General features: G+C 42.3%; 22 protein-coding genes. 12 read left to right on the top strand and 10 right to left on the bottom strand.

The annotated features are described in order from the left end of the window. Positions 1–203: 203 nt before the first annotated feature. Genes APA_RS02805 through APA_RS02795 form a run of 3 tightly spaced genes read left to right on the top strand, consistent with a single transcriptional unit; the run spans position 204 to position 1,796 of the window. Positions 204–647 carry a YbjN domain-containing protein gene (locus tag APA_RS02805; RefSeq protein WP_201320803.1) on the top strand — a complete coding sequence of 148 codons (444 nt, stop codon included), beginning with the start codon at positions 204–206 and terminating at the stop codon, positions 645–647. Positions 648–696: 49 nt separating this feature from the next. Further along, on the top strand, positions 697–1,146 hold the full coding sequence (locus tag APA_RS02800; protein WP_201320802.1) for a YbjN domain-containing protein: 450 nt from the start codon (positions 697–699) through the stop codon (positions 1,144–1,146). Positions 1,147–1,160: 14 nt separating this feature from the next. Beyond that, positions 1,161–1,796 (top strand): hypothetical protein, encoded by a 636-nt coding sequence (locus APA_RS02795; protein WP_201320801.1) that lies wholly within the window; start codon positions 1,161–1,163, stop codon positions 1,794–1,796. 203 nt (positions 1,797–1,999) lie between these two features. Here the strand turns inward: APA_RS02795 and APA_RS02790 are convergent, their stop codons facing one another. Next, the gene (locus tag APA_RS02790; protein ID WP_201320800.1) at positions 2,000–2,839 is read right to left on the bottom strand and encodes an Rpn family recombination-promoting nuclease/putative transposase; all 840 of its coding nucleotides are present in this window, start codon (positions 2,837–2,839) and stop codon (positions 2,000–2,002) included. A 53-nt stretch (positions 2,840–2,892) separates the two neighbouring features. Here APA_RS02790 and APA_RS02785 point away from each other — a divergent pair, with 53 nt between their 5' ends. From APA_RS02785 to APA_RS02775, 3 genes are all read left to right on the top strand, one after another. Next, a complete protein-coding gene (locus tag APA_RS02785) occupies positions 2,893–3,126 on the top strand; it encodes a hypothetical protein (RefSeq protein WP_201320799.1) in 234 nt (77 codons plus the stop codon). A 34-nt stretch (positions 3,127–3,160) separates the two neighbouring features. Then, the gene (locus APA_RS02780) at positions 3,161–6,286 is read left to right on the top strand and encodes a tetratricopeptide repeat protein (RefSeq protein ID WP_201320798.1); all 3,126 of its coding nucleotides are present in this window, start codon (positions 3,161–3,163) and stop codon (positions 6,284–6,286) included. 156 nt (positions 6,287–6,442) lie between these two features. After that, on the top strand, positions 6,443–7,195 hold the full coding sequence (locus APA_RS02775; protein WP_201320797.1) for a Uma2 family endonuclease: 753 nt from the start codon (positions 6,443–6,445) through the stop codon (positions 7,193–7,195). A gap of 98 nt (positions 7,196–7,293) precedes the next feature. On the opposite strand, the gene lptC is transcribed toward APA_RS02775, so the two are convergent. Both lptC and dusB read right to left on the bottom strand, forming a co-directional pair. Then, on the bottom strand, positions 7,294–8,424 hold the full coding sequence (lptC, locus tag APA_RS02770; RefSeq protein WP_201320796.1) for an LPS export ABC transporter periplasmic protein LptC: 1,131 nt from the start codon (positions 8,422–8,424) through the stop codon (positions 7,294–7,296). A gap of 111 nt (positions 8,425–8,535) precedes the next feature. Next, positions 8,536–9,609 (bottom strand): tRNA dihydrouridine synthase DusB, encoded by a 1,074-nt coding sequence (gene dusB / locus APA_RS02765; protein ID WP_201320795.1) that lies wholly within the window; start codon positions 9,607–9,609, stop codon positions 8,536–8,538. 162 nt (positions 9,610–9,771) lie between these two features. Between dusB and APA_RS02760 the strand changes: the two genes are divergently transcribed. Further along, a complete protein-coding gene (locus APA_RS02760; RefSeq protein WP_201320794.1) occupies positions 9,772–10,677 on the top strand; it encodes a phosphoribulokinase in 906 nt (301 codons plus the stop codon). A 27-nt stretch (positions 10,678–10,704) separates the two neighbouring features. On the opposite strand, the gene APA_RS02755 is transcribed toward APA_RS02760, so the two are convergent. The 3 genes from APA_RS02755 to APA_RS02745 form a co-directional block, all read right to left on the bottom strand. After that, positions 10,705–11,844 carry a glycosyltransferase family 4 protein gene (locus APA_RS02755; RefSeq protein WP_201320793.1) on the bottom strand — a complete coding sequence of 380 codons (1,140 nt, stop codon included), beginning with the start codon at positions 11,842–11,844 and terminating at the stop codon, positions 10,705–10,707. Between the two features lie 147 nt (positions 11,845–11,991). Beyond that, positions 11,992–12,249, bottom strand: coding sequence for a Txe/YoeB family addiction module toxin (locus tag APA_RS02750; RefSeq protein WP_201320792.1), 258 nt, complete (start codon positions 12,247–12,249; stop codon positions 11,992–11,994). After that, complete coding sequence (locus tag APA_RS02745; protein ID WP_103667143.1) at positions 12,246–12,485, bottom strand: hypothetical protein; 240 nt, start codon at positions 12,483–12,485, stop codon at positions 12,246–12,248. Before APA_RS02745 ends, APA_RS02750 begins: the two co-directional genes overlap by 4 nt. A 123-nt stretch (positions 12,486–12,608) precedes the next feature. Here APA_RS02745 and APA_RS02740 point away from each other — a divergent pair, with 123 nt between their 5' ends. Further along, a complete protein-coding gene (locus APA_RS02740) occupies positions 12,609–13,046 on the top strand; it encodes a protein disulfide isomerase family protein (protein ID WP_201320791.1) in 438 nt (145 codons plus the stop codon). Between the two features lie 283 nt (positions 13,047–13,329). Beyond that, on the top strand, positions 13,330–16,029 hold the full coding sequence (topA, locus tag APA_RS02735) for a type I DNA topoisomerase (protein ID WP_201320790.1): 2,700 nt from the start codon (positions 13,330–13,332) through the stop codon (positions 16,027–16,029). A gap of 269 nt (positions 16,030–16,298) precedes the next feature. Here the strand turns inward: topA and APA_RS02730 are convergent, their stop codons facing one another. Beyond that, positions 16,299–18,461 carry a pentapeptide repeat-containing protein gene (locus APA_RS02730; protein WP_201320789.1) on the bottom strand — a complete coding sequence of 721 codons (2,163 nt, stop codon included), beginning with the start codon at positions 18,459–18,461 and terminating at the stop codon, positions 16,299–16,301. A 24-nt stretch (positions 18,462–18,485) separates the two neighbouring features. Then, positions 18,486–19,187, bottom strand: a complete 702-nt coding sequence (locus APA_RS02725) for a hypothetical protein (RefSeq protein WP_201320788.1) — start codon at positions 19,185–19,187, stop codon at positions 18,486–18,488. Between the two features lie 69 nt (positions 19,188–19,256). On the opposite strand from APA_RS02725, the gene APA_RS25670 reads away from it, so the two are divergent. Together APA_RS25670 and APA_RS02715 are read left to right on the top strand one after the other, a co-directional pair. Beyond that, positions 19,257–19,886: a phosphatase PAP2 family protein gene (locus tag APA_RS25670; RefSeq protein ID WP_201320787.1), complete on the top strand. Its 630-nt coding sequence runs from the start codon at positions 19,257–19,259 to the stop codon at positions 19,884–19,886. 467 nt (positions 19,887–20,353) lie between these two features. Next, on the top strand, positions 20,354–20,743 hold the full coding sequence (locus APA_RS02715; RefSeq protein ID WP_201320786.1) for a nuclease A inhibitor family protein: 390 nt from the start codon (positions 20,354–20,356) through the stop codon (positions 20,741–20,743). A 124-nt stretch (positions 20,744–20,867) separates the two neighbouring features. Here the strand turns inward: APA_RS02715 and APA_RS02710 are convergent, their stop codons facing one another. Together APA_RS02710 and APA_RS25665 are read right to left on the bottom strand one after the other, a co-directional pair. Next, positions 20,868–21,113: a hypothetical protein gene (locus tag APA_RS02710; protein WP_201320785.1), complete on the bottom strand. Its 246-nt coding sequence runs from the start codon at positions 21,111–21,113 to the stop codon at positions 20,868–20,870. Further along, a complete protein-coding gene (locus APA_RS25665) occupies positions 21,092–21,157 on the bottom strand; it encodes a DNA/RNA non-specific endonuclease (RefSeq protein WP_201320805.1) in 66 nt (21 codons plus the stop codon). The genes APA_RS02710 and APA_RS25665 overlap by 22 nt, the downstream gene beginning before the upstream one ends. A gap of 121 nt (positions 21,158–21,278) precedes the next feature. On the opposite strand from APA_RS25665, the gene APA_RS02700 reads away from it, so the two are divergent. Next, positions 21,279–22,808 carry a tetratricopeptide repeat protein gene (locus APA_RS02700; protein WP_201320784.1) on the top strand — a complete coding sequence of 510 codons (1,530 nt, stop codon included), beginning with the start codon at positions 21,279–21,281 and terminating at the stop codon, positions 22,806–22,808. Positions 22,809–22,823: the final 15 nt, after the last annotated feature.

Here is a 22,823-nt window from a genome sequence, read left to right as displayed (position 1 = left end):
CGCCGCAACTCTATGAATGGGTTTTGGTATAGCTATATGTCCTGACAAAATTAGCTCCAACCATAAGCTCGTAACGTAGAATACGGAAAAAATTAATATTTAGTAACACAATTGTTAAATAAATCCAAAATTTTGAATTCAAATGCCATTAGTCTTCACTAAATTGGACAGAAGATAGAAGATAAAAAATAGGATCGCAGGAAATGAAATTCGAGACACCCATCCAACAAGCTTGTTACGAAAAGATTCAGCCTTGGCTAAATGACTTGTACGAAAATGTCTATTCGCCGCCCTACGATATGCCTGTATTTGTCTTACCCCTCGGATCGGCAACAGCAACTGTTGAAGTTTTACCTTGGGGAAATACAGAGGCAATCATTTCGACTTGGTCTTATGTAGTTACAGGAGCAGAAATCACTCAAGATCTGCTGAAATTCTTACTCAAAAAAAATTCTGAGATGCAATTTGGGGTCTTCAGTATTGATGATGATGGTGATATTCGTTTTCATACAACCTTAGTTGGCTCCACTTGCGATCGCGACGAATTACAAACCTCAGTATCCTCAGTCCTCCAGACCGCTGATAAATACGACGATGCGATCGTGGCAGCATGGGGCGGCGAGAGAGCTTTAGAGCGAAGTCTGTAAATTATGCGGTAAACTCTTAGAGGTTTTAAGTAAATGGTAATTTGCAGTCGTGAATTTTCAATCAGAAGCACAACAAAACTGTTATCAAAAAGTAGCTAATTGGCTGCCCGATATTTGCGATCGCATTTCCAATCCTGTTGCTGGCAACCCAATCTTTAGTTTGCAGTTCGGCTCCGCAACTGTGCTTGTGGAGATCAGACCCTTTCGTGAATCAGAATCCGTTATTTATATTTGGGCATATGTGGCGACAGATGTAGAAGTTAGTGATGAACTAATGCTCTATTTGCTCAAACAAAATGATGTTTTCCGTTTTGGCGGCTTTAGCATGGTTGATGACGGAGATATCAGGTTTCATGTAACTTTGCTGGGTACTTCTTGCCAACAAAATGAATTTAAACTTGCTCTGACTGAAGTGCTAGAAAGTGCCGATCGCTATGACGATCTGATCGTGCAACGCTGGGGTGGACGCAGAGCCGCAGATGGTCTGTTTGATATTTAAGAGACTACCAGTTCATGTTTTTACCTTTGGCTCCATCTAGCCGCGATCGCCATCCCAAACATCTTGCTGAAGTTATAGCAACTTCCACGACTGAGTTTCTTGCTCAATGTCTTGAACCTGACAATTTAGATTTTCCATTGATGCCAGCTTTTGGTAGTTGGGTAAAGTCTCAACAGGATGAGAACAGCGAGGTTATTGCCTATGGTGTGGTCTATCATGCGACAACAGCCCCGATTGATTCTGTTCATCGTGCGGTGGCTCTAGGTTTGAGCCTACAAGAGTTACGCGAACAACAGCCCCAAATTTTCGCAATGCTCCGTTCTGAAATTAAAGTTGTACTACTAGGCTTTAGTTCTGTTGGCAATATCTATCAACATCTACCTTCACAACCTCCTCAAATCCATCAAGCCGTATATGGCTGTGAAGACTCAGAAATTGAGAACTTTACAGAAGAGTTAAATTTTATCAGAACTTTAGTCCAGATGACCAATGCACCTGTGGATGAGCTAATTGCGGCAGTATTACGCAATGTCTATCAAGTGAGAAAATGCGATCGCAATTGGTTAGTTCAAGCTGGACGCAAGCTCAGCATTTTATTAAAAGATGACTACGATCGCCTCGGTGCAATCTTAGGGCAAGTTCATCCTTGACAAGGAAAAGGGAACCAATTTTTGTGGCGCGGCGAAGCCGCGCCACAAAAATTGGTTCCTTTGCGATCGCGTTGTGAGGTAGGGGCGCAGGATTACCGTTTTGCGATCGCAGTGATATGCATAAATGGTGGCGGTAATGCTGCGCCGCTACACGGGTTTTGATGTAAATGTGAAGATTTGGACGATGAATAATGCGATCGCTACTACTTTTTCGGCTTCTGGGACTTTTTCGCAAATAAATTTTGCAGTTTTTGCACTTGCTTAGCTGTTAATCCAGTCAGTTGTGCTACGACATCTACAGAAATGTTAGAACGCAGCATATTGAGAGCAATTTGATTTCTTTCTTCAGCTTTGCCTTTGGCTAAACCTTCAGCTTTGCCTTTGGCTAAACCTCTAGCTTCACCTTCAGCTAAGCCTTCGTGTAATATTTCTTGATAAATTACTGATTCTTTCATGATGTCGCTCCTGAGTAATCTTTTGATGATTTCTTTGCTTAGGGCTATACCAGATATTATAGCGGTCGAGGCGGCTACGTTACTTTGGAGTTGCTTGTCGGCAATATTTTCGATTTGCCTCGCCACTTGTCTTAAGGTTTCTTCTGGGGCGTTGGTTTGAGATAGGGTGGCAAAGGGTAATAGTCCTTGATATTGCTGAAATATTTCTGTTGGCTGCTCCCATAGCCTGATCACGTTGAAGTTATGGATTAATTCTCCAAGGTTAAATGTGGTTTCATGAACTAGCTGAGATCTCGAGGGGCTGAGATAGATGACGACTTGATGGACTTTTCTTTCGGGGTATTTACGATATAGCCGCAGTCGATAGTCGGTCATGCGGAAGGGGATGTTTTGATTGGGTTCGGTCTGAAATTCGATGTGCAGGATGATTTCGACTGATTCGAGAAATATCACGGAGTCGGCACGAATTGGCTCGACTGCGAGTTCTGATTGTTCGATTTTGGTTAGGGTGATGGGTTTGCCTAGTAGCCAACTGGCAAAGTCGCTGGAGTAGCTCTCTGCGAGGAATTTACAGACGTTATCGATCATTGCTGGGTTTGATCATTTCAAATGAATATATCATTTTGGGTTGGTTATGCTTTTTGTACCGAATACCTGTTTGGGGAATATTGCTTTATTCTGGCTGGTATGTCATTGCGGATTTTGATGTAAATGTGAGGTTTGAGCGATCGCAATACCGATCGCTAATTGCGTCGATATGCGTAAATGGTGGCGGAAATGCTACACCCCTACGGGGAATTGGTGAATATTTGGTTATATTTTTTGAAACGAGTCCCTGTTTTAGGGAATATCGCTTTATTCTGGCTGGTAGGTAACTGCGGGTTTTGATGTAAATGTGAGGTTTGGGCGATGAATAAGGTTGTCGGTATTGCGATGTTGACTTTTTTGGCTTGTGGGCAAGTGCAGATAGTGATGAGTGATAGCGTCCAAGCGCAAACAACACAAGCCCGTAAAGCAGAAGCAGATCGGCTAATGAAGTTAGGGAATCAGCAATATTACAAGAGTCAATATAGAGAAGCCTTTCAATCATTGGAGCAAGCCTTACAAATTTATCGAGAAATTAAAGATCGCAATGGTGAGACAACGTTACTCAATAATTTAGGAAGTGTATACGACAGTCTTGGAGGGTATCAGAAAGCAATTGACCTCTATCAGCAATCTTTAGTGATCACAAAGCAAATCGGTGATCGCAATGGTGAAGCAGGGTCACTCAATAATTTGGGTGCTGTATACGGCAGTCTTGGACAGTACCAGAAAGCAATTGATTTCTATCAGCAATCCTTAGCGATCCTAAAGCAAATCGGTAACCGCAATGGTGAAGCTACGTCGCTCAATAATTTGGGACTTGCATACAGGAATCTCGGACAGTACCAGAAGGCAATTGATTTCTATCAGCAATCCTTAGCGATCCTAAAGCAAATCGGTAACCGCAATGGTGAAGCTACGTCGCTCAATAATCTAGGACTTGCATACAACTATCTTGGACAATACCAGAAAGCAATTGATTTCTATCAGCAATCCTTAGTGCTCAAAATACAAATCGGCGATCGCAATGGTGAAGCTACATCAATCAATAATCTGGGGAATGCATACGATAATCTCGGACAGTACCAGAAAGCAATTGATTTCTATCAGCAATCCTTAGCGATCAAAAAGCAAATCGGCGATCTCAATGGTGAAGCATCGTCACTCAATAATCTGGGTGCTGCATACAGCGCTCTCGGACAGTACCAGAAAGCTATTGATTTCTATCAGCAATCCTTAGTGCTCACAAAGCAAATCGGTAATCGCAATGGTGAAGCTACATCTCTCAATAATTTGGGACTTGCATACAACAGCCTTGGCCAGTACCAGAAGGCAATTGATTTCTATCAGCAATCCTTAGCGCTCCAAAAGCAAATTGGCGATCGTAATGGTGAAGCTACATCGCTCAATAGTCTGGGTGGTGCATACAACAATCTTGGACAGTATCAGAAGGCAATTGATTTCTATCAGCAATCCTTAGCAATCCAAAAGCAAATCGGCGATCGCAATGGTGAAGCAAAATCACTCAATAATTTAGGACTTACATACGACAGTCTCGGACAGTACCAGAAAGCCATTGATTTCTATCAGCAATCCTTAGCAATCCAAAAGCAAATCGGTGATCGCAATGGTGAAGCAAGATCACTCAATAATTTGGGACTTGCATACGACAGCCTCGGACAGTACCAGAAAGCCATTGATTTCTATCAGCAATCCTTAGCGATCAAAAAACAAATCGGCGATCGCAATGGTGAAGCTACATCTCTCAATAATCTGGGAAGTGCATACGATAGTCTCGGACACTACCAGAAAGCCATTGATCTCTATCAGAAGTCTTTAGTAATTCTAAAGCAAATCGGAGATCGCAATGTTGAAGCAAGGTCACTCAATAATCTGGGTAGCGTATACAGAAAACTCGGACAGTCCCAAAGAGCCATTAATTTCTATCAGCAATCCTTAGCGATCACAAAGCAAATCGGTGATCGCAGTGGTGAAGCAATATCGCTCAATAATCTGGGCATATCCTTTAATAAACTTAACCAACCCGAACTAGCTATTCTCTCTTACAAACAATCCATCAACGTTACTGAATCCATCCGCAAAGACATACGCGGACTTAACAAAGAAGAACAAAAATCCTATTTAGATACCGTAGCAAAACGCTATCGCAACCTCGCAAACCTCCTCCTCCAACAAGACCGCATCATCGAAGCCCTGCAAGTCCTCGATCTCCTCAAAGTCCAAGAACTCGAAGACTATCTCAAAAACATCAAAGGCAGTGAGAGATCGGCGCAAGGTGTCCGACTTTTAGAACCAGAGAAATCTATTAGCGATAAGCTGTTAGCAGTTAACTTTGAGAATAGCCCTGAAATTAACAGCCAACTTGCTAAGCAGATACAACAACTTCCCAAATCTGAAATCAATAAAGTACCCGACTATCTCCAAAAAATCCCTCAAGGAACAGTCTTACTTTATCCGTTGATTCTTAGCGATCGCATAGAAATCATCCTCTTCTCACCCAACACCATCCCCATCAGCCGCACCGTCAAAATCTCGCAAAAAGAACTAGAAACCCCAGTGATTGATTTTAGATCTGGACTCCTTGATGCTGGTTCCGAAGATGTCAAAGAACCTGCGACGCAACTCTACAAATTGCTGATTAAACCCATCGAAGCCGACCTCACCCAAGCCAAAACTACCACAATTCTCTACGCACCCGATGGCATCTTGCGCTATATTCCCCTTGCCGCACTCTATGACGGGAAACAATGGCTAGCAGAGAAATACCGCATTAGTAATCTGATCGCCTACAGCCTCTTCGACTTTTCACCAAAGCTAAATACTCAACCCAACATCCTCGCAGGAGCATTTGGCGGCAAAGCAGGCGAGGAAAAGTTTCGACAAAAGCCCTTACCTGCCACACTTATAGAAGTTCAAGCGATCGCAAATTCATTTCAAAACTCAGTCATCTTAACCGAAGAAGGTTTTAGTCGCCAAGAGATCGAATCTCAATTCAAAAATCATAATATTCTTCACCTTGCTACCCATGCATCGTTTAACACAGGTACACCCGACAATTCATTCATCATTTTTGGCAATGGCGACAAAATCAAGCTCAATGAAATTTCTGAATGGCAGATTCCGAATATAGATTTGATTATGTTGAGTGCTTGTGAGACTGGAGTTGGTAAGCTTGGCGATGGAGTAGAAATATTGGGATTTGGCTATCAAGTCCAGAAAGCAGGAGCAAAAAATGCGATCGCCTCTCTTTGGAAAGTTGATGATGATGGAACTCAAGCATTAATGGCAGCTTTTTATGATGAACTCAAAAAAGGCGATGTTACATCCACTGAGGCTCTACATAGAGCGCAAGTTGCTCTGATCAAATCACCCCAATATAATCATCCTTTCTACTGGTCAGCATTTTTTGCGATCGGGAATGGACTGTAGACAGATAGAGGTTATTCCCTTCCCACCAGATGAATAGGTGTTGTCGAGCTAATAATTAGCGGTGCGCGGCAGAAATGCAGAAAGAAACTCCTAATCTCCTCAAAGTGAAAAGCTAATAGCCTATAATCCTAGTACATCCTCATTGAGGCAATAACCATGGTAGCCATCACAGAGCAGAGATCGCTTGCCAAATCAATAGACGCAGAGATAACCTATCCCACATCAGACGGTGAACCCTTGGCAGAAACACAGGAACATATTTGGGCAATCTTAACTACCCTGAGTATTTTCTCGCAATATCTGACAGGCAAACAAGCTGTTGTTTTTGCGAATCAGTTTTTTTATTACATCGAAAAAAAGCCCATGGCGAGAGTCGCGCCTGATGTGATGGTGGTCTTCGACATTCCAGTAAAGCTCTATGGCAACTACAAACTATGGGAAGGTCAACAAACTCCTGCCATCATTTTTGAGATGACCTCCGCAGGTACTAAAGAAACTGATTGGAACTTTAAAAAGATGTTGTATGAGCAGCTAGGAGTCAAGGAATATTGGATGTTTGACCCCTATGGCGATTGGATTGCTGAACAGTTGCGTGGCTATCGACTCAGTGACGAAGGCTTATATAGACCGATTACAGATAATTGTAGCGAAGTTCTACAGTTGCGATTTCAAGCAGAAGGCTATTTGATCGGCATTTATCGATTAGATAACAATCAAAAATTGCTCACTCCTGATGAGTTACTACTAGCTTCGCAGGAAGCAACTAAACAAGCTAAAGAAGCCAATAAACAAGCTCAAGAAGCCGAGCAAAGGGCGCAAGTGGAAAAAGCCAGAGCCGATCGCCTCGCCGAAAAGTTGCGTCAATTAGGAGTTGAGTCTACAGATAATGACGTTGAAACGATTTTGTAGGGGCGTGGTTAAACGAACCACAAGAGATTTTGGTCTGGGTTTGAGCGCAAAGCGCTGTAAGGGCTGGGAGGATCGTAGCAAATCGCTGTAAATGTTTCTTAAGGATTTAATGTTGAAAGGACATTTGCTCCTGTGACCGTGACAGTCTGCAATTCGAGATTTGCTACAGCGCGATCGCCTCTCACATTGAGATTTTTATCGGGCTGTTGATAGACGATATTGCCATTAGCCGTAATCATTTTCGTCGGAATCAACCATTCCACCTTATCGGCATTAACCACACCTTGAGTAGAACTAAAACTTGCAGATACTTCCCCGATGAGATTAATCTGCTCTTTTTCTACTTGGGCTTCTCCTTTCTGAGCCTTGACGACAATCCCACGACTCTTACTCGTTCCTGTAAAAGGAACTGGTAGAGTTACCAACTTTTTCTCAAGATTCCAAACTGCCTGAGCAGCCTCAAGGTCAACATCTAGTTTTGGATCTTTGGCTTTGATATCACCAGTGAAAGTAACTTCCTTTTTCTGAATATCCCAATCACCTTTTTTTGCAGTTAGTTGCAATTTATCTTTGACTTGGATCACAGAAATAGGAACATCAGTAAACACGCGATCGCGCTTCGCATCCCAAGTAACTTTCTCACTCTTCATTTCTAAAGGTGGCTCTACCGCAACCACAACTACTTGCTTCTCCATGCTATACAGATTGACACTGGGTTTAGCTGTTAATTCCTTGCCCGTCATGGTCAGCTTGTCTTCAGGTTTATCAATTTGGATATTGCCAGTAGCCTTGAGCAGATCTTCCTCTGATTGCCAGACCATGCGATCGGCTTTCATATTGATCTTTTCTTGAACTGCGATCGCCCTAATATTTCCCTCAAGCGAAATTGCTTTACTGGCTTGGTCAATAGTGCCTTTATTGCCAGTTGCTTCCATAAGTGGTTCACCATCACGATAAAATTTCCCTTTTACATCTTCGACATCAGCAATTTTGCGATCTTCTCGATAGGTAGCACGTTTAGCTTGAATTTCCCAGAGCAGCTTCCCATTAGCATCAAATTCAGTGAGGGTAATATTCTGAAGGCTAGAACCAGCCGTTTGAGCAGTTTTATTGAGGCTTGTGACGGAGGGTCGCAAAAATATAAACCATCCCAACGCAAACAACAGCACTGTTGCTACAAAGATGGTGATAAACAGGCGCAAATTACGACGGCTAAATATTTGTTGCATGATGCTTCTTGATAAAGTTAGGTGATTTGCGCCGTGCTTCGCACAGTGAAAGAATCCATTTTTTGTAAGGGCGGCAAAGCCGCCCTCACAAAAAATGATTCTTGATTTTTATTATTGCTGCATGGCGATCATTTCTGCCATATCTTCAGGTGAGATCGCCTGAAACTCACCTTGAAAATTAGCAATTTGCTCGATCGCAGCATCAAGACAATCAAAGCCATCCTGCACCGACTCAATCCGACAAAGGCGATCGCGCAAAGCCGCCGCACCGACAAAACCCTTCGCATACCAAGTCATATGCTTACGGGATTGACGAATACCGCGTATACCTTTGTAGTCCCAAAGCCCCTGTAAATGTTCTTTAGCCACTTGTAAACATTTGATCGCAGTTGGCTTCGGCAAATATTCACCCGTTTTCAAAAAATGATCGACCTCGCCGACCAAAAACGGATAGCCCAAAGTCCCCCGCGAACACATCACCCCATCCGCGCCCGTCTGCACTAAACAAGCGATCGCAGCCTCCACTGAAAAAATATCACCATTGGCAATTACAGGAATCGTCAGTACCTCTTTAACCTTACGAATCCATTCCCACTTGGCGTTACCTGTATAGCCCTGCGATCGCGTCCTCGCGTGGACAGTGATCATCTTTGCACCTGCATCCTCCATCCGCTTAGCAAAATCCAAAATCGTAATTTCGGCATCGTCCCAACCGATACGAGTTTTTACAGTGACAGGAATATCGACAGCCCCAACTACCGATCGCACAATTTGGGCGGCAAGTTCAGGCTGACGCAATAAAGACGAGCCACCGCCCTTTTTGGTAATTTTATTGACGGGGCAACCCATATTAATGTCTACGGTGTCTGCACCCTCGGCAACTGCCTTTTGCGCCGCCTCTGCTAAGAAATCAGGGCGACAATCAAAAAGCTGAATGCTAATTGGTGTTTCATGGCGATCGATTTCCATCAATTTTGGCAAAGCCGACCTGTGATGCAAATCCGTAGCGCTGATCATCTCGGTATATAGCATTGAATCGGGAGCATAGCGTCTTACTAACCGCCGAAATACCAAATCCGTCACCCCTGACAATGGCGATTGCAGCACCCGACTTTTGAGGATGACATTGCCAACAGTTAAAGGTTCAGCATATTTTTGCGGTAATTTTGATAGACCAGAAATCATGTCTGCAAATTTTGCCCTAAAAGTTGATCATTTTTTGCTTTCTTGGGCGCTATATACAAAGGTATAGTAGTTTTAAGATTTTTTGTGACTCTTCGTCTACGAGCGATCGCACTCACGCTAATAAAAAAGCACATAAATCAAATAAAATTAAGGAGAAAAAATTTGTCTAAAAAACATCCAGTTATTTCTGTAACAGGCTCGTCAGGGGCTGGTACTAGTACCGTTAAACGTGCTTTTGAACATATCTTCTTGCTGGAAAATATTAAGGCAGCGATCGTGGAAGGCGATAGCTATCACAAATATAACCGTCTAGAGATGCGTGAAGTCATGAAAAAAGCTGCGGCTGAAGGGCGCAACATGAGTCACTTCGGCTTAGAAGCAAATGTGTTAGATAAACTAGAAGCACTCTTCAAAGAATATGGCGAGACAGGTAATGGTCAAAGACGTTACTACCTCCACAGTACCGAGGAAGCCGAGCATCACAATGGTCGTTTAGGTACTGAGGCAAAACCTGGGGAATTCACGCCTTGGGAAAGCATCGAATCTGGCACAGACATGCTTTTCTATGAAGGTTTGCATGGTGGTATCGCTGCCAAAGATATTGACGTATCTAAGTATGTTGATTTATTGGTGGGTGTAGTTCCCATTGTGAATTTGGAATGGATTCAAAAAATTCATCGTGATAATGCTGAACGTGGCTATAGTGCAGAAGCGATCGTTGATACGATTTTGCGCCGGATGCCCGATTATGTAAACTACATCGCGCCTCAGTTCTCCAATACTCATATCAACTTCCAGCGTGTTCCGACCGTTGATACTTCCAATCCTTTCATCTGCCGCGATATTCCTACCCTTGATGAAAGCTTCGTGATCATCCATACCAATCGTTGCTTCCATGAGAAGTTCAAGATTGATTTCCCATACTTACTCGATATGATCCATGATTCATTTATGTCTCGTCATACGACTTTGGTTGTCCCTGGCGGCAAAATGGGCTTTGCGATGGAGTTGATTCTCCAGCCACTCATCGATTCAATGCTGATTGAATCGAAAAAGCTGAAATCATAGATAAAAAGGGGCGCAATGCGCCCTTTTTTATGAGCGATCGCACCAAGCCTGTTCTACAAATTCTAAAAACTCTGTTTGAAATTTCTCCGTTGAGAAGCGCATCGCATTTTCGTGACAAGTCGCAGGTAAAATGAGATCGCTATTTTCTTCAAACTCAAGCACGGCTTCACGGATACTTATCACCGTCTGTTCTGCAAAAAATACACCTGTAGGGCGATCGTAGTCTAAGCCACGTACTGATTCGCTCACGCCACCTCGACCATAGGCAATTACAGGCGTACCGCAAGCTTGAGCTTCTACGGGCGTAATCCCAAAATCCTCCTCGGACGCAAATACAAAGGCTTTAGCATTTTGCATGTATCCACGTAATAAATCTGGCTCTAAATGCCCAAGGAACTTGATATTACTGCTTGATTTGGCGCGAATTTTTGCCATCTGTTCGCCATCACCAATCACAATTAATTGGCGATCGCCCATTTGCGAAAATGCTTCCACAATTAGATCAATCCGTTTATAGGGAACTAACCGTGAAGCGGTGAGATAGAAATCCTGCTTTTGTTCGCAAAGTGTATAATTTTGCAAATCCACGGGTGGATAGATTACTTCTGAAGATCGTCGATAGACTTTCTGAATCCGACGAGCAATAAATTTGGAATTAGCAATAAATAGATCAACACCGTTGGCTGTGCGTGTATCCCACATCCTAATTTGATGCAAAATCCATCTCGCAATCCAGCTTTTAATACCTCGTTCTAAATTTGACTCTTTTAAATATTGATGTTGCAAATCCCAAGCATAGCGAATTGGTGAATGCACATAGGAAATATGTAATTGATGCGGTGCTGTCAGAACTCCTTTAGCTACAGCATGGGAACTAGAAATAATGAGGTCATATGCTGACAAATCTAGCTGCTCGATCGCTAAGGGCATAAGCGGCAAATATTGGCGAAACTTCGTTTTGGCGAAAGGAAGCTTTTGAATAAAAGTAGTTGTAACTTTTTTGTTTTGAATAAAGCCCCGTTGAGAATCATTGAGAAAATCCACGATCGCAAACAGATCGGCATGGGGAAATAAATTTAAAATTTGCTCAACTACGCGCTCCGATCCTGCATAGGTCACAAACCATTCATGGACGATCGCAATTCGTAAATGTTCGAGTTCTGACATGATTAAGTTAAGACCAAATTCACAGTTTTCACGAAGATTGTTTTGATATAAAGATAAAAAGCTCAAAAGAGAGTTGCGGCGCAAAGCGCCGCAACTCTCTTTTGAGCTTTTATCTTGTCCTAACATAAGTGGCTATAGCTATGTTGTTTAATAGTGAAACTTACAAGATATAATGGCGATCTCCTCGTCTGTTACCCTATACACTAGGCGATGTTCATCTGTAATGCGTCTCGACCACAAGCCTGACAGCTCATGCTTTAATGCTTCGGGCTTACCTAATCCAGTGAAAGGATCGCGATGGATATCTTTGATGAGAGTGACGATTTTGCTGTAAATTTTCTTGTCTTGCGTTGCCCATTGGTTAAATTCATCGAATCCACGAGCTAAAAATGCTACTTTTCTCATAATGCAGCAATGTCAACGTAGATATAGTTCTGTGGTTGTTTTAATTCTTCCAAGCCTTCAATTAGATTGCGGCGATTAGCTTCTGTGGAGAGTAAATATGCTGTTTCGTCAATATCTATTTGTGATTCTTGCTCAATTAACAAGATAGCTTCCACAATAGTTCCTTCAGGAAGATTGATGATCGGCATATCTAGTCTGCCATTTTTTACTATGGCTTTGTATTTGATGGCGTTCATCGCGTTTTAGTAAGATGACTATAATTTGTATTGTATGTCAGGGTAAAGAAAAAATACTGATTTTAGAGTATTTGGCGCAGAGAGAATTATGGTTAAAATAGCAACGTTGAACTCACCTGATTTATGAAGTTTCACCGAACTGCTTCTACATTAGCCTCTTTGGGGCTAGCGATCGCTAGTCTTGCCAGCCTCTCAGCATTAACAATTTTTCCGCACATGACTGAGACTGCGATCGCCCAAGACGCTGCACCAGATGTCACGACTACATCAAGCGCTAAAGAGATCACCTTAGCCAAGCATTTGCGTAAAATAGGAGCAAAGCTATACACCGCCTATTGGTGTCCCCATTGTCATAGCCAAAAACAGCGCTTTGGGAAGGAGGCTGTAAAACAGTTAGAAGTGGTTGAATGCGATCAGCGCGGTGTCAATCCTCAAACCCAACTTTGCCGCGACAAGAAAGTGCGAGCTTATCCCACATGGGAGATCAACGGCAAACTCTATCCAGGAAATCACTCCCTAGAGAGCATTGCTAACTTCTCAAAATATCGTGGCAACTTGTAAGTATGCTGGAAAAGAGTTTAAGGCGGCGCGAAGCGCCACCTTAAACTCTTTTGATCTTGCGTGATCTGGCTTTACATGCATTAATTGAGTCCAATGCACTAAATAGCTAAATTTGCAACTAGTAGTTTCGGGAAACTTGTTAGTGTAGTTACCGTCCTACTAAAAAATAGTAATTTTCTGCATAAACATTGTATATAGGTTAAGAAGGTATTTAATAAGCCCTTGATTTTGCGCTTATTAATCTTCCAGTTTCTTTTGATTACCGCGAACCTTGCAGGCTAATATGTCTACTCTTGTCATTGTCGAATCGCCCACTAAGGCACGCACCATTCGGAATTTTTTGCCTGCTGGATATCGAGTAGAGGCATCAATGGGGCATGTGCGCGATTTGCCACAATCAGCTAGTGATATTCCTGCCGAACTAAAGGGTACGGAATGGGCGAAGCTCGGCGTAAATGTTGATGCTGACTTTGAGCCACTGTACATCGTACCAGACGACAAGAAAAAGATCGTCCGGGAACTGAAGTCAGCGCTAAAAGGTGTTAAGGAACTGATACTAGCGACTGACGAAGACCGTGAAGGCGAGAGTATTTCTTGGCATTTGTTGCAAATCTTGCAGCCAAAAGTGCCGATCAAACGCATGGTATTCCATGAGATCACCTCTGAGGCGATCAAAGCGGCGCTAAAAGATTGCCGCCAAATCGACGATCGCCTAGTCCATGCCCAAGAAACCCGCCGCATACTTGATCGCCTTGTGGGTTACACGCTTTCGCCTCTGCTTTGGAAAAAAATTGCATGGGGCTTGTCAGCTGGACGAGTCCAGTCCGTAGCCGTGCGCGTAATCGTCAACCGTGAACGTGAACGCCGTGCTTTTAAATCTGGTAGTTATTGGGACTTGAAAGCAAATTTGTTTGCGCCAAAACAAGAATTTCCTGTGCAGCTAGTCTCAGTTGGCGGCGTGAATGTTGCCACTGGCAAAGATTTTGATGAGGCGACGGGCAAAATTGCCAAAGGACGCAAAGTTTTATTGTTGGATGAAACAGCAGCGATCGCACTGCAACAAAAACTAAATGGCAAAGTCTGGTCTGTGAGCAATCTTGATGAACGCCCCACCATCCGCAAACCATCCCCACCTTTCACCACCTCGACATTGCAACAAGAAGCTAACCGCAAACTGCGCTTGTCGGCACGGGATTCGATGCGTGTGGCGCAAGCTTTGTACGAGCAGGGCTTTATTACCTATATGCGGACTGACTCGGTGCATCTGTCGCAACAGGCGATCACGGCGGCGCGTCAATGCGTGACAAGTATGTATGGCAATAACTTCCTCAGCAAAGAGCCACGCCAATATGTGACCAAATCCAAGGGCGCACAGGAAGCCCACGAGGCAATCCGTCCCGCAGGTGAGACTTTCCGCACTCCTCAAGCCACAGGGCTGTCAGGACGTGAGTTAGCACTCTATGACCTGATTTGGAAGCGTACCGTTGCCTCACAGATGGAGGATGCTCGACTGACGATGCTTAGCGTGCAATTGACCGTTGAGGATGCTTTATTCCGTGCATCGGGCAAGCGTATTGATTTCGCAGGATTTTTCCGCGCCTATGTTGAAGGCTCCGATGATCCCGATGCAGCGCTTGAAGAAAAAGAGGTAATGTTGCCTCCGCTCAAAGTTGGGGATCATCCAGTCTGCCGTGAATTAAATACGGTCGGACATGAAACTCAACCGCCTGCGCGATTTACCGAAGCGGCTCTTGTGAAGATGCTCGAAAGTGAAGGCATTGGTCGCCCCAGTACCTATGCCAGCATTATCGGCACAATCTGCGATCGCGGCTATGTGCAGCTTGTAAATAATGCCCTAATTCCTAGCTTTACTGCTTTTGCGGTCACCAGTTTATTAGAAGAGCATTTCCCCAATCTCGTCGATCCTAGTTTCACTTCCAAAATGGAACAAACCCTTGATGACATTTCGATGGGTACGGTGGAATGGCTTCCCTACCTCAAGAAATTCTACTCAGGAGAGCAGGGATTGAGCGGACAGGTGAAGTCTCGCGATAGTCTGATCGATGGAGAATCAGCAAGAACTGTGCGGCTAGAAGGTTTAGATGATGATGTCAAGGTTAAAATCGGTAAGTTCGGCGCATATATCCAAGTTGGAGAAGGCGATCGCACGGTTAATTCTTCCATTCCTCAAAACCTGACTCCTTCCGATCTAGTTCCCGAAAAGATTGAACTTCTGCTCAAACAGAAGCTCGAAGGGCCAGATCAAGTTGGTATCCATCCAGAACTGAATGAGCCAATCTTCATGATGATGGGTCAATATGGCCCCTATGTGCAGTTAGGTCAAGCCACGGATGCTGTTCCCAAACCTAAACGCGCTTCATTGCCAAAGGGAATGCAGCCAGAAAATGTCACCGTCGATATTGCGGTCAAGTTACTAGCTTTGCCGCGCACTTTGGGCGCTCATCCCGATACTGGTAATCGCGTGTTTGTAAATACGGGTAGATTTGGCCCCTATGTTTGCCATACCAAAGGCAACGGAGACAAGGACGACAATAGATCGCTAAAGTCCACTGATGATCCCTACACGATCACCTTTGAACGTGGTTTAGAATTGCTCGCCCAACCCAAAACTCTACGTGGAGCCTCCGCTGCCAAGGTTTTGAAATCCCTCGGCAAACATCCCGATGATGATGATGCGATCGAGATTCTCGATGGTAAGTATGGCGCATACGTGAAGCATGGCAAGGTAAATGTGTCGCTAACTAAGGAGCAGACCGTCGAAGGGCTGACCTTAGAGGAGGCTCTGTCGATGTTGGCAAGTAAGTCTGGCAAAAGTACTAGTAAGCGCACTAAGTCAACTTCTAGTGACACCAAGAAAACCACCACGAAAAAATCCACAGCAACTAAAGCCGCAACAACCAAAACCGCCGCAAAAACAACTAAAAAGGCGACAACTACCAAAAAAGCTGCTGCAACTAAGTAATCAGCGATCGGTTTACAGTAATAACAAACAAAAGCTTTGCTGAGCAAAGCTTTTGTTTGTTTGGTTTCAGCAGAATACAATAACTAATTCTAGCGATTGCATTTTGTAACCGATAGTGATCAATCAGAATCACATTAGGCGTAATGGACATTAAGGCATTGATCGCAGTCAGGCATTTTGAGTATTGGTTTTATGATTTGTCACGATAACCAATCCACTTGTAAAGATAGGCGATCGCGGAATTCTGTTTATAGAATATAAATAAAATGTTAACTAGCAAAACCTAAAGCCTTCAATACCAATGGTAGTAGCTTACTACACGAATCTACTATCTTTGCAGTGTCAGGAAGGCTTTTTAGAGTTGCACTGAACATTTTCATTGCCTTTCGTGTTAATCCTTCTTTTTTTGTAGGTTCCTCAACATGTTTTGCCTCAGCTAGGGCTTGAACTTGCTCTAGCAAATCAGCTTTGTCTGGGTCAGGCAGTTCCTTATCGTTTTGAATAGCTTGTTGTAGTTGAGTCAAAAGTTCTTTAAGACTAGGTTCATCTGATTTAGTAGTATCTGGCAACTGATTAATCGCATTAGTTACATTTCCATTAATAGAGCCAAGGTTAACAACCCCACTCACATCCCCACCTACTAAGCCACTGATATCACCAATGTTACCACTTGCATTAATATTGATGCCCTTATTCTCTGTCATGATCGCTCCTGCTTGAATAACGTGAATGATGTCCGCTCTAACTGTTGTATTATGTATTCCAGTCTGGATAAATTTTTCTATCATACCCTGCATGGAGCGAATTTCAGCATCCTTCTCAGCTAGCTTCATCTGAAAGGACATTGGTAATTCTCTCCTAATTCGATCGTAATCGGTAAAGTATTCATTACTTAACTCAGATTTGTTTGCACTCTGTGCAGTTATGTACCTTAAATTCAACCCATTATCCCCACGCCGCTCAATTGCTACAAACTTCAGCTCCTCATCTGGATGGTTGGCTGATAGATTCTTGAGGGCAATTGAAATTGCACGAGGGTCAAAATCTTGTCTGTGGTATAAATCCAGTGTATCGATAAAAGGCTTGACAAAATCAGAGAATTCTCCATCAGCAAAAGTTTCTCTCAGATTATCTGGTTTCCTTAAAGGGTTGGGATTTTCTTTTGTCGGTAAGCGCATGAAAACATATTCACATTGAACGTTCTCAAACTCAGTTTTGGCGGTAATTCCCCAATCCTGAATAAATGCCCCTGTCAAGTTCGCTTGAGTCAAATTACAACCATCTAGTTGAGTTTGTATAAGCTTAGATCTTACTAAAATGGCATTTCGGAGATCAGCGTAACTGAGGTCAGCACCAATGAAGCTAGCATCTGACAGGTTAGCTTCTTGCAAGTTGATCCCCCGAAGATCTTGATGATCAAAGTTCAATCCCTGCCCCTGTCTTGTAGTAAGCAATTGTCTAACTTGTGCATTTTTTAGGTATGTCGTTTCCGATCTAACGCGATCTAGCATTAAGGAATCGTATAGGCGGATACGGGTCAAGTTAGCTTGCCTAAAGTCAATACTTTTGAGCATAGCCTTAGTGAAGTCTGCATCAGTCAAGTTAGCCCCACAAAACCTAGTTCCACCTATAGTCGCAAAGTCAACAGCTATTTCAAGAATAAAAGCATATTTCTCATTGCCATCTATGGCTTGCTGACCTATATAAGCACTCATTACTCCCGTAATTAAGGCTATACCAAAACCTCCCGTTCCGACTAAGAAATCAACTGAAAAAGAACCAATTACGGATGCTGTAACAGATATACTTACAGCTAAAGCTAAAATCACCCCCCCAGCAACAGCCCCAGCCCAAGCAACAAAAATTGCATTGCTCGTAATCACGACTAGAGTCAAAACCATTGTGGCAATCCCACCCAAGGTTCCGACGATAACTCCAGACAAGCCTGCCATTACAGATACAGACAGTGAGATGTTACCAGTAATTGCCCCAACTAAAGCAAGAATCCCAACAATTACTCCAGCAGTTCCCAAAGCTTTGGGAACTGCTAAAATCCCATGATCTAAAATAATTGCAATGAAAGTTAAAAAGCTTGTTATTATAATTAATACTGCGACTAGGTTGTTAGAAATGGAAGTAAGTAAGAACCCAGTCCAAGCGCCCGCAACTGCTGAACAGAATCCTGATAATGATGACAAAAATAACGCAACGACTGTTAAGACAACAATCCATTTCTGTTGTAAACCAGCCTTAGAACTTATGAATTTTGTATCAGTTAGATTTGCATTACTAAAATTCGTACCTCGAATATCGGCATTACTAAAATTCGCACCTCGAACATTGGCATTACTAAAATTCGCATGAAAGAGATTTTCGCCTTTGAAGGAACGCCCTTGAATATTTTGATTAGAAAAATCTTTATACTTGAACATATTTGATCACATAGGTTAGGACGATCATTTTGTTAACCTTTCTTCAAATTCATGACCTGCTTCAGCATGACAAGTATTGTCAATGAAATCGGATATCCATGAGACTGAGCCTATTTGCTTATTGGTGAATTTGATGTCATCATCCGCAAAACTATACCAAAAATCTAATGGAGTCGTTCCTTTTATATTCAGAGGATTTTTCACCCTTATCTCTATATATTTTTTGTTGGAGTACCATGAACAAACTAATTGTTGTCCATCTATCACCAGATTTTTCTTTCCATCTTTTCTGATCGTGTACCAAAAAGCAGGAGTATCCTTAACAGCAATCCAGTCATAATTTTTTTGCTTAAGATCATACCAGATTAATATTACATATTCATTTTTGCTAACAGGTAAAGACTTCCAATACCATTTCCTCTGTCCATAATGACTTCGTTTCTCTTCTCTTATATGAGTTTGTGCTATTTCGTCTAACTCTTTTGCATCGGCACAACATTCATATGGTAGACCAGTTGAGGTTGAAGCATAAACATAGATATATCGTATATGTTTGTATATGTTCTGCTCAGATCTGTTTTTTACTTCCTCCCATTTCGGTCCTTCAGTCATATCACTTTTATATGGAATGCTGTAGTATCGTTCAGTATTAATTGTTGAAATTAGTAATACAGCAATTAAGCTAAACAAAAAAATTACAGTTAGAAAATTATTTGATTGCTTCATTTCTCATCAAAGTGTTTGTAGTAGACTGATTGTAGTTATTTTTGTCATTGTCTCCAACAAATTTTAGATATGAATTTAAATGTAGCTAGAAGATTTTTTTATTTCCTCTGTATTAATACTTGCTTTTTTTTGTACCCTGTCTTAAATCAAGGAAATCAAGTAATTCATATACTCAAATTATCTATTGATAGCTGGATTCCTTTCATCCCATTTTTTAGTATCTTCTATATTCTTTATATTCCGTTTCTTTTTGTAACTTTATTGTATTTCATGTTTTTTAGTAGAAACTTTAGTCATGCAGGTTTTTCTTTTGTATTTTGTTTTCTGATATCTTTTTTATTCTATGCTTTTTACCAAACAACTATCATTAGACCCAGTATTACAGAAATAGATTTTTTTTCAAATGTTGTTTTGTTTATCTATGCAAATGATAAGCCCTATAATTGTTTTCCGAGTCTCCACGTTTCTCTGTCTATCCTTTCTTTTCTACTTTGGCAAAAAAGTTTTCCTAAAGTAAAAATCATAATGGGGACTTTCGTTTTCCTGATTATTCTATCCACTGTTCTTATCAAGCAACATCATACCCCTGATGTCATCGGTGGGATTATTCTATCAATTACAAGTTTTTATTTTGGGCAGTTATTCGAGATCAAGATCGCCGCTTCAAATCATTTGATAAAGCGCGATCCTCTAAGATAAAGCATTTTCCAGCTTATTGAGACAGTATTTGCAAAGTTTACGAATTCTTGCAAATTCACCCAAAGTCTCTACAAAATTAAGATGTAGTTTTTTCTTTGGAGGCGTAGGTTTAGAAGCTACTGTTTATGTGTCATAAACGTTTTACTTGTTAGTTTCATTATTTATTCGCCACCAAGAAACTCGATTTTTTAAAGCCTTACAGCAAGAGCCTTCCAAAATGGCATTTTGCAAGTGGCAAAAAATTAAAGACACTAACTTTTACTTGATATGTTTTGTCTATTCACTTTCAATGAAATGACTTGGTAGTAGAAGAATTAAGCTCCCTCTATAGAGTCCGCGCAGCAGATTCTTCCAATAATTTTCTATACTAAACAACGATCTCGATATTCATGTGTGCGATCGCACTTTGTAACACCACCAGATCCAAAAATCGCAGTATGTCCTAGCATACGAAATTAACTACACCGATGACTGTTAAAGAAATTACCGATCTCATCACTAAACTCTCCACAGGTTTGCTATTTCCAAGTGAGTCCGAATATCCTCTAGAGCCTTTCACTTGGAAATCGACAACCCTAAATCGTAAAACCATCCTGCCCCAAGCGGGTAAACCCGCGAAAACACCGATCGAAGAGATCGCCTTAGAAGAATTTTTTGCGCCCATTGTCACCGATGAAGAATGGTTTGAAGATGAAGATCGTGAAATTGCTCAACGCTTTCGTGATCTTCAAACTGCGATCGCTACCTTAGAAAATGCCCAAGTATTTCCCCTTGGCAAAGTCGAGATCGACGTTTTTATTGTTGGCGAGATCGGACAAGACCTTGTTGGATTAAAAATTAAAGTTATTGAAACCTAACAACCTTTCTTTGACTCTATCAGCTCTTGAATATCAGGCGGCACATTGGAAAAAAGTCATCGCCTGTTAATTTTTCAACATCATCAACCGACAAGCAAAAATCTTGCCACTTATTGTTGCGTCCTTACTTGTTCGGCATAAGCACAGCGATCGTGCGAGTGCTAGCGGTTACACCTGCTAAACCTTTTGTGGGGTCGTCAAGAAAGAAGATTACTTTCCACATGGTTTCAGGTACAGTGATTTTGCCCTCAACTGAGAAACAGCAATATTGCTGCCTTCGCCACCAGTGCCAAAGCCACCTGCAACTATAATAGAGTTCTTTGCCTTGGTTAGCCAACTTACGAGCTTTCAGCTTTCTAACTTTTCCCATCCTCCTTGGTTGTTATCGAGTGCTTGCGGCACGATGTTTGTCATTACGTCTTATGTGAGATGAAAATAACGCCATTTTGAGAATTGGTATAATTTTGATGGGGTTGAACAGAATTTTACAATTTTGGTATGATTGGTTTGAGTATTCAGTCAATATGGGAGAACCATGCAACACACTGGAAACGTTTGGGATAAAGACGCTCTAAAAAATCCAGAGACAGAATATCAGCACCTATTGGGTTTATTAAGAACCAAGAAAGATTTTGAAATGCTGTTTGTGCGTTGTTCGCCTTCGGAAGGCGAGCAGATTATTAAAAGGACAAAGGCTGATGCATCGAATCGAATAATTCGTGTATTAAGGCTAGACCGCCCGATTGTCGATTTTTATGAAATGTTAGTAAACGAGGCAGATTTACACGAAGCAAACCTACTGTTTATAACAGGCATAGAAGAATTTTTAGAAAATAAGATCATCGATCTCGCTGATCGTGATTTAGGCGAAAAGTTGACCCATATTCCACGTCCACTCGCCCACCTGATCCTGCTGCAATCTAAACTCAAAGAGAGTTTTCCGATCTGTTTTGTATTTTTACTGCCATTATTTGCACTCAAATTTTTTATTGACAGCTATCCCGAATTTTTTAACGACAACGTTGAGGTATTTGAGTTTCCCACTGACATGGAGTTGATGCGACAAGAGACTTTTCGCTGGGTCAGTGGCGATCGCTATGAAGCCTATGCTCAAATCAGTGAAGAAGAACGCGATCGCAAATATGAGGATCTGCAAAAACTCATCGCCGCTCAGCCCTTAATTTCTGAGCGCCGCGTTGAGCTATTGCTAGAGCAAGGGGGATTATTAGTAGCTGGCAATCGTTGCCAAGAGGCGATCGCCAATTGCGATCTTGCTTTGCAAATTCGTGCCGACAATCATTTGGCTTTGTATAACCGCGCCGTGGCTTTAGACCTATCCAGTCATCATGAAGAGGCTGTGCAAAATTATCGTCAAGCGATCGCCTATAAAGAAGATTTTTATGCGGCTTGGCACAATCTTGGCACTTCATTGAGCATGTTAGGACGCTACGAAGAAGCGATCAATAGCTACAATCTCGCCCTCAAACACAAACCTGATTATTATTATTCCTACGGTGGCAAAGGCTTAGTTTGTGGTGTGCTCGGCAAATATGAAGAAGCGATCGATCATTGTGAAAAAGCACTAGCCATTAGACCTGACTATGTACAGGGTTGGTTTAGTCGCGCCTATGCCCTCGAAAGCCTCGGAAAATATGCAGAAGCCGTAGCAAGTTACGATCGCGCCTTAGAGTACAAGCCTCTCGATCATCAAATTTGGTATAGCCGCGCCAAAGCTCTTGAGCAATGGGGAAATTATACCGAAGCGATCGCCAGTTACGATCAAGCTATAGAACTACGCCCCGATGACTATTACGCATGGAACAATCGTGGTCTTGCCCTGAGCAAACTAGAACTTTATGAAGATGCGATCGCTAGTCACGATCGAGCCTTAGAAATCAATCCTGACGATCATTTTGCTTGGTATAGTCGTGGCAATGCCCTCAGCGGACTAGGAATGCTCGAAGAAGCGATCGCCGCCTACGATCAAGCAATCCAGATATCACCACAAGAAACACAGGTTTGGCAAAATCGTAAAATTGCGTTGAGAAGACTTGGTTTTGATTAAAGCTTATGAATGCAA

Origin of the sequence: Pseudanabaena sp. lw0831, assembly GCF_016584665.1 — a bacterium.
Lineage (GTDB): Bacteria > Cyanobacteriota > Cyanobacteriia > Pseudanabaenales > Pseudanabaenaceae > Pseudanabaena.
This window is presented reverse-complemented; position numbering and strand designations above follow the sequence as displayed.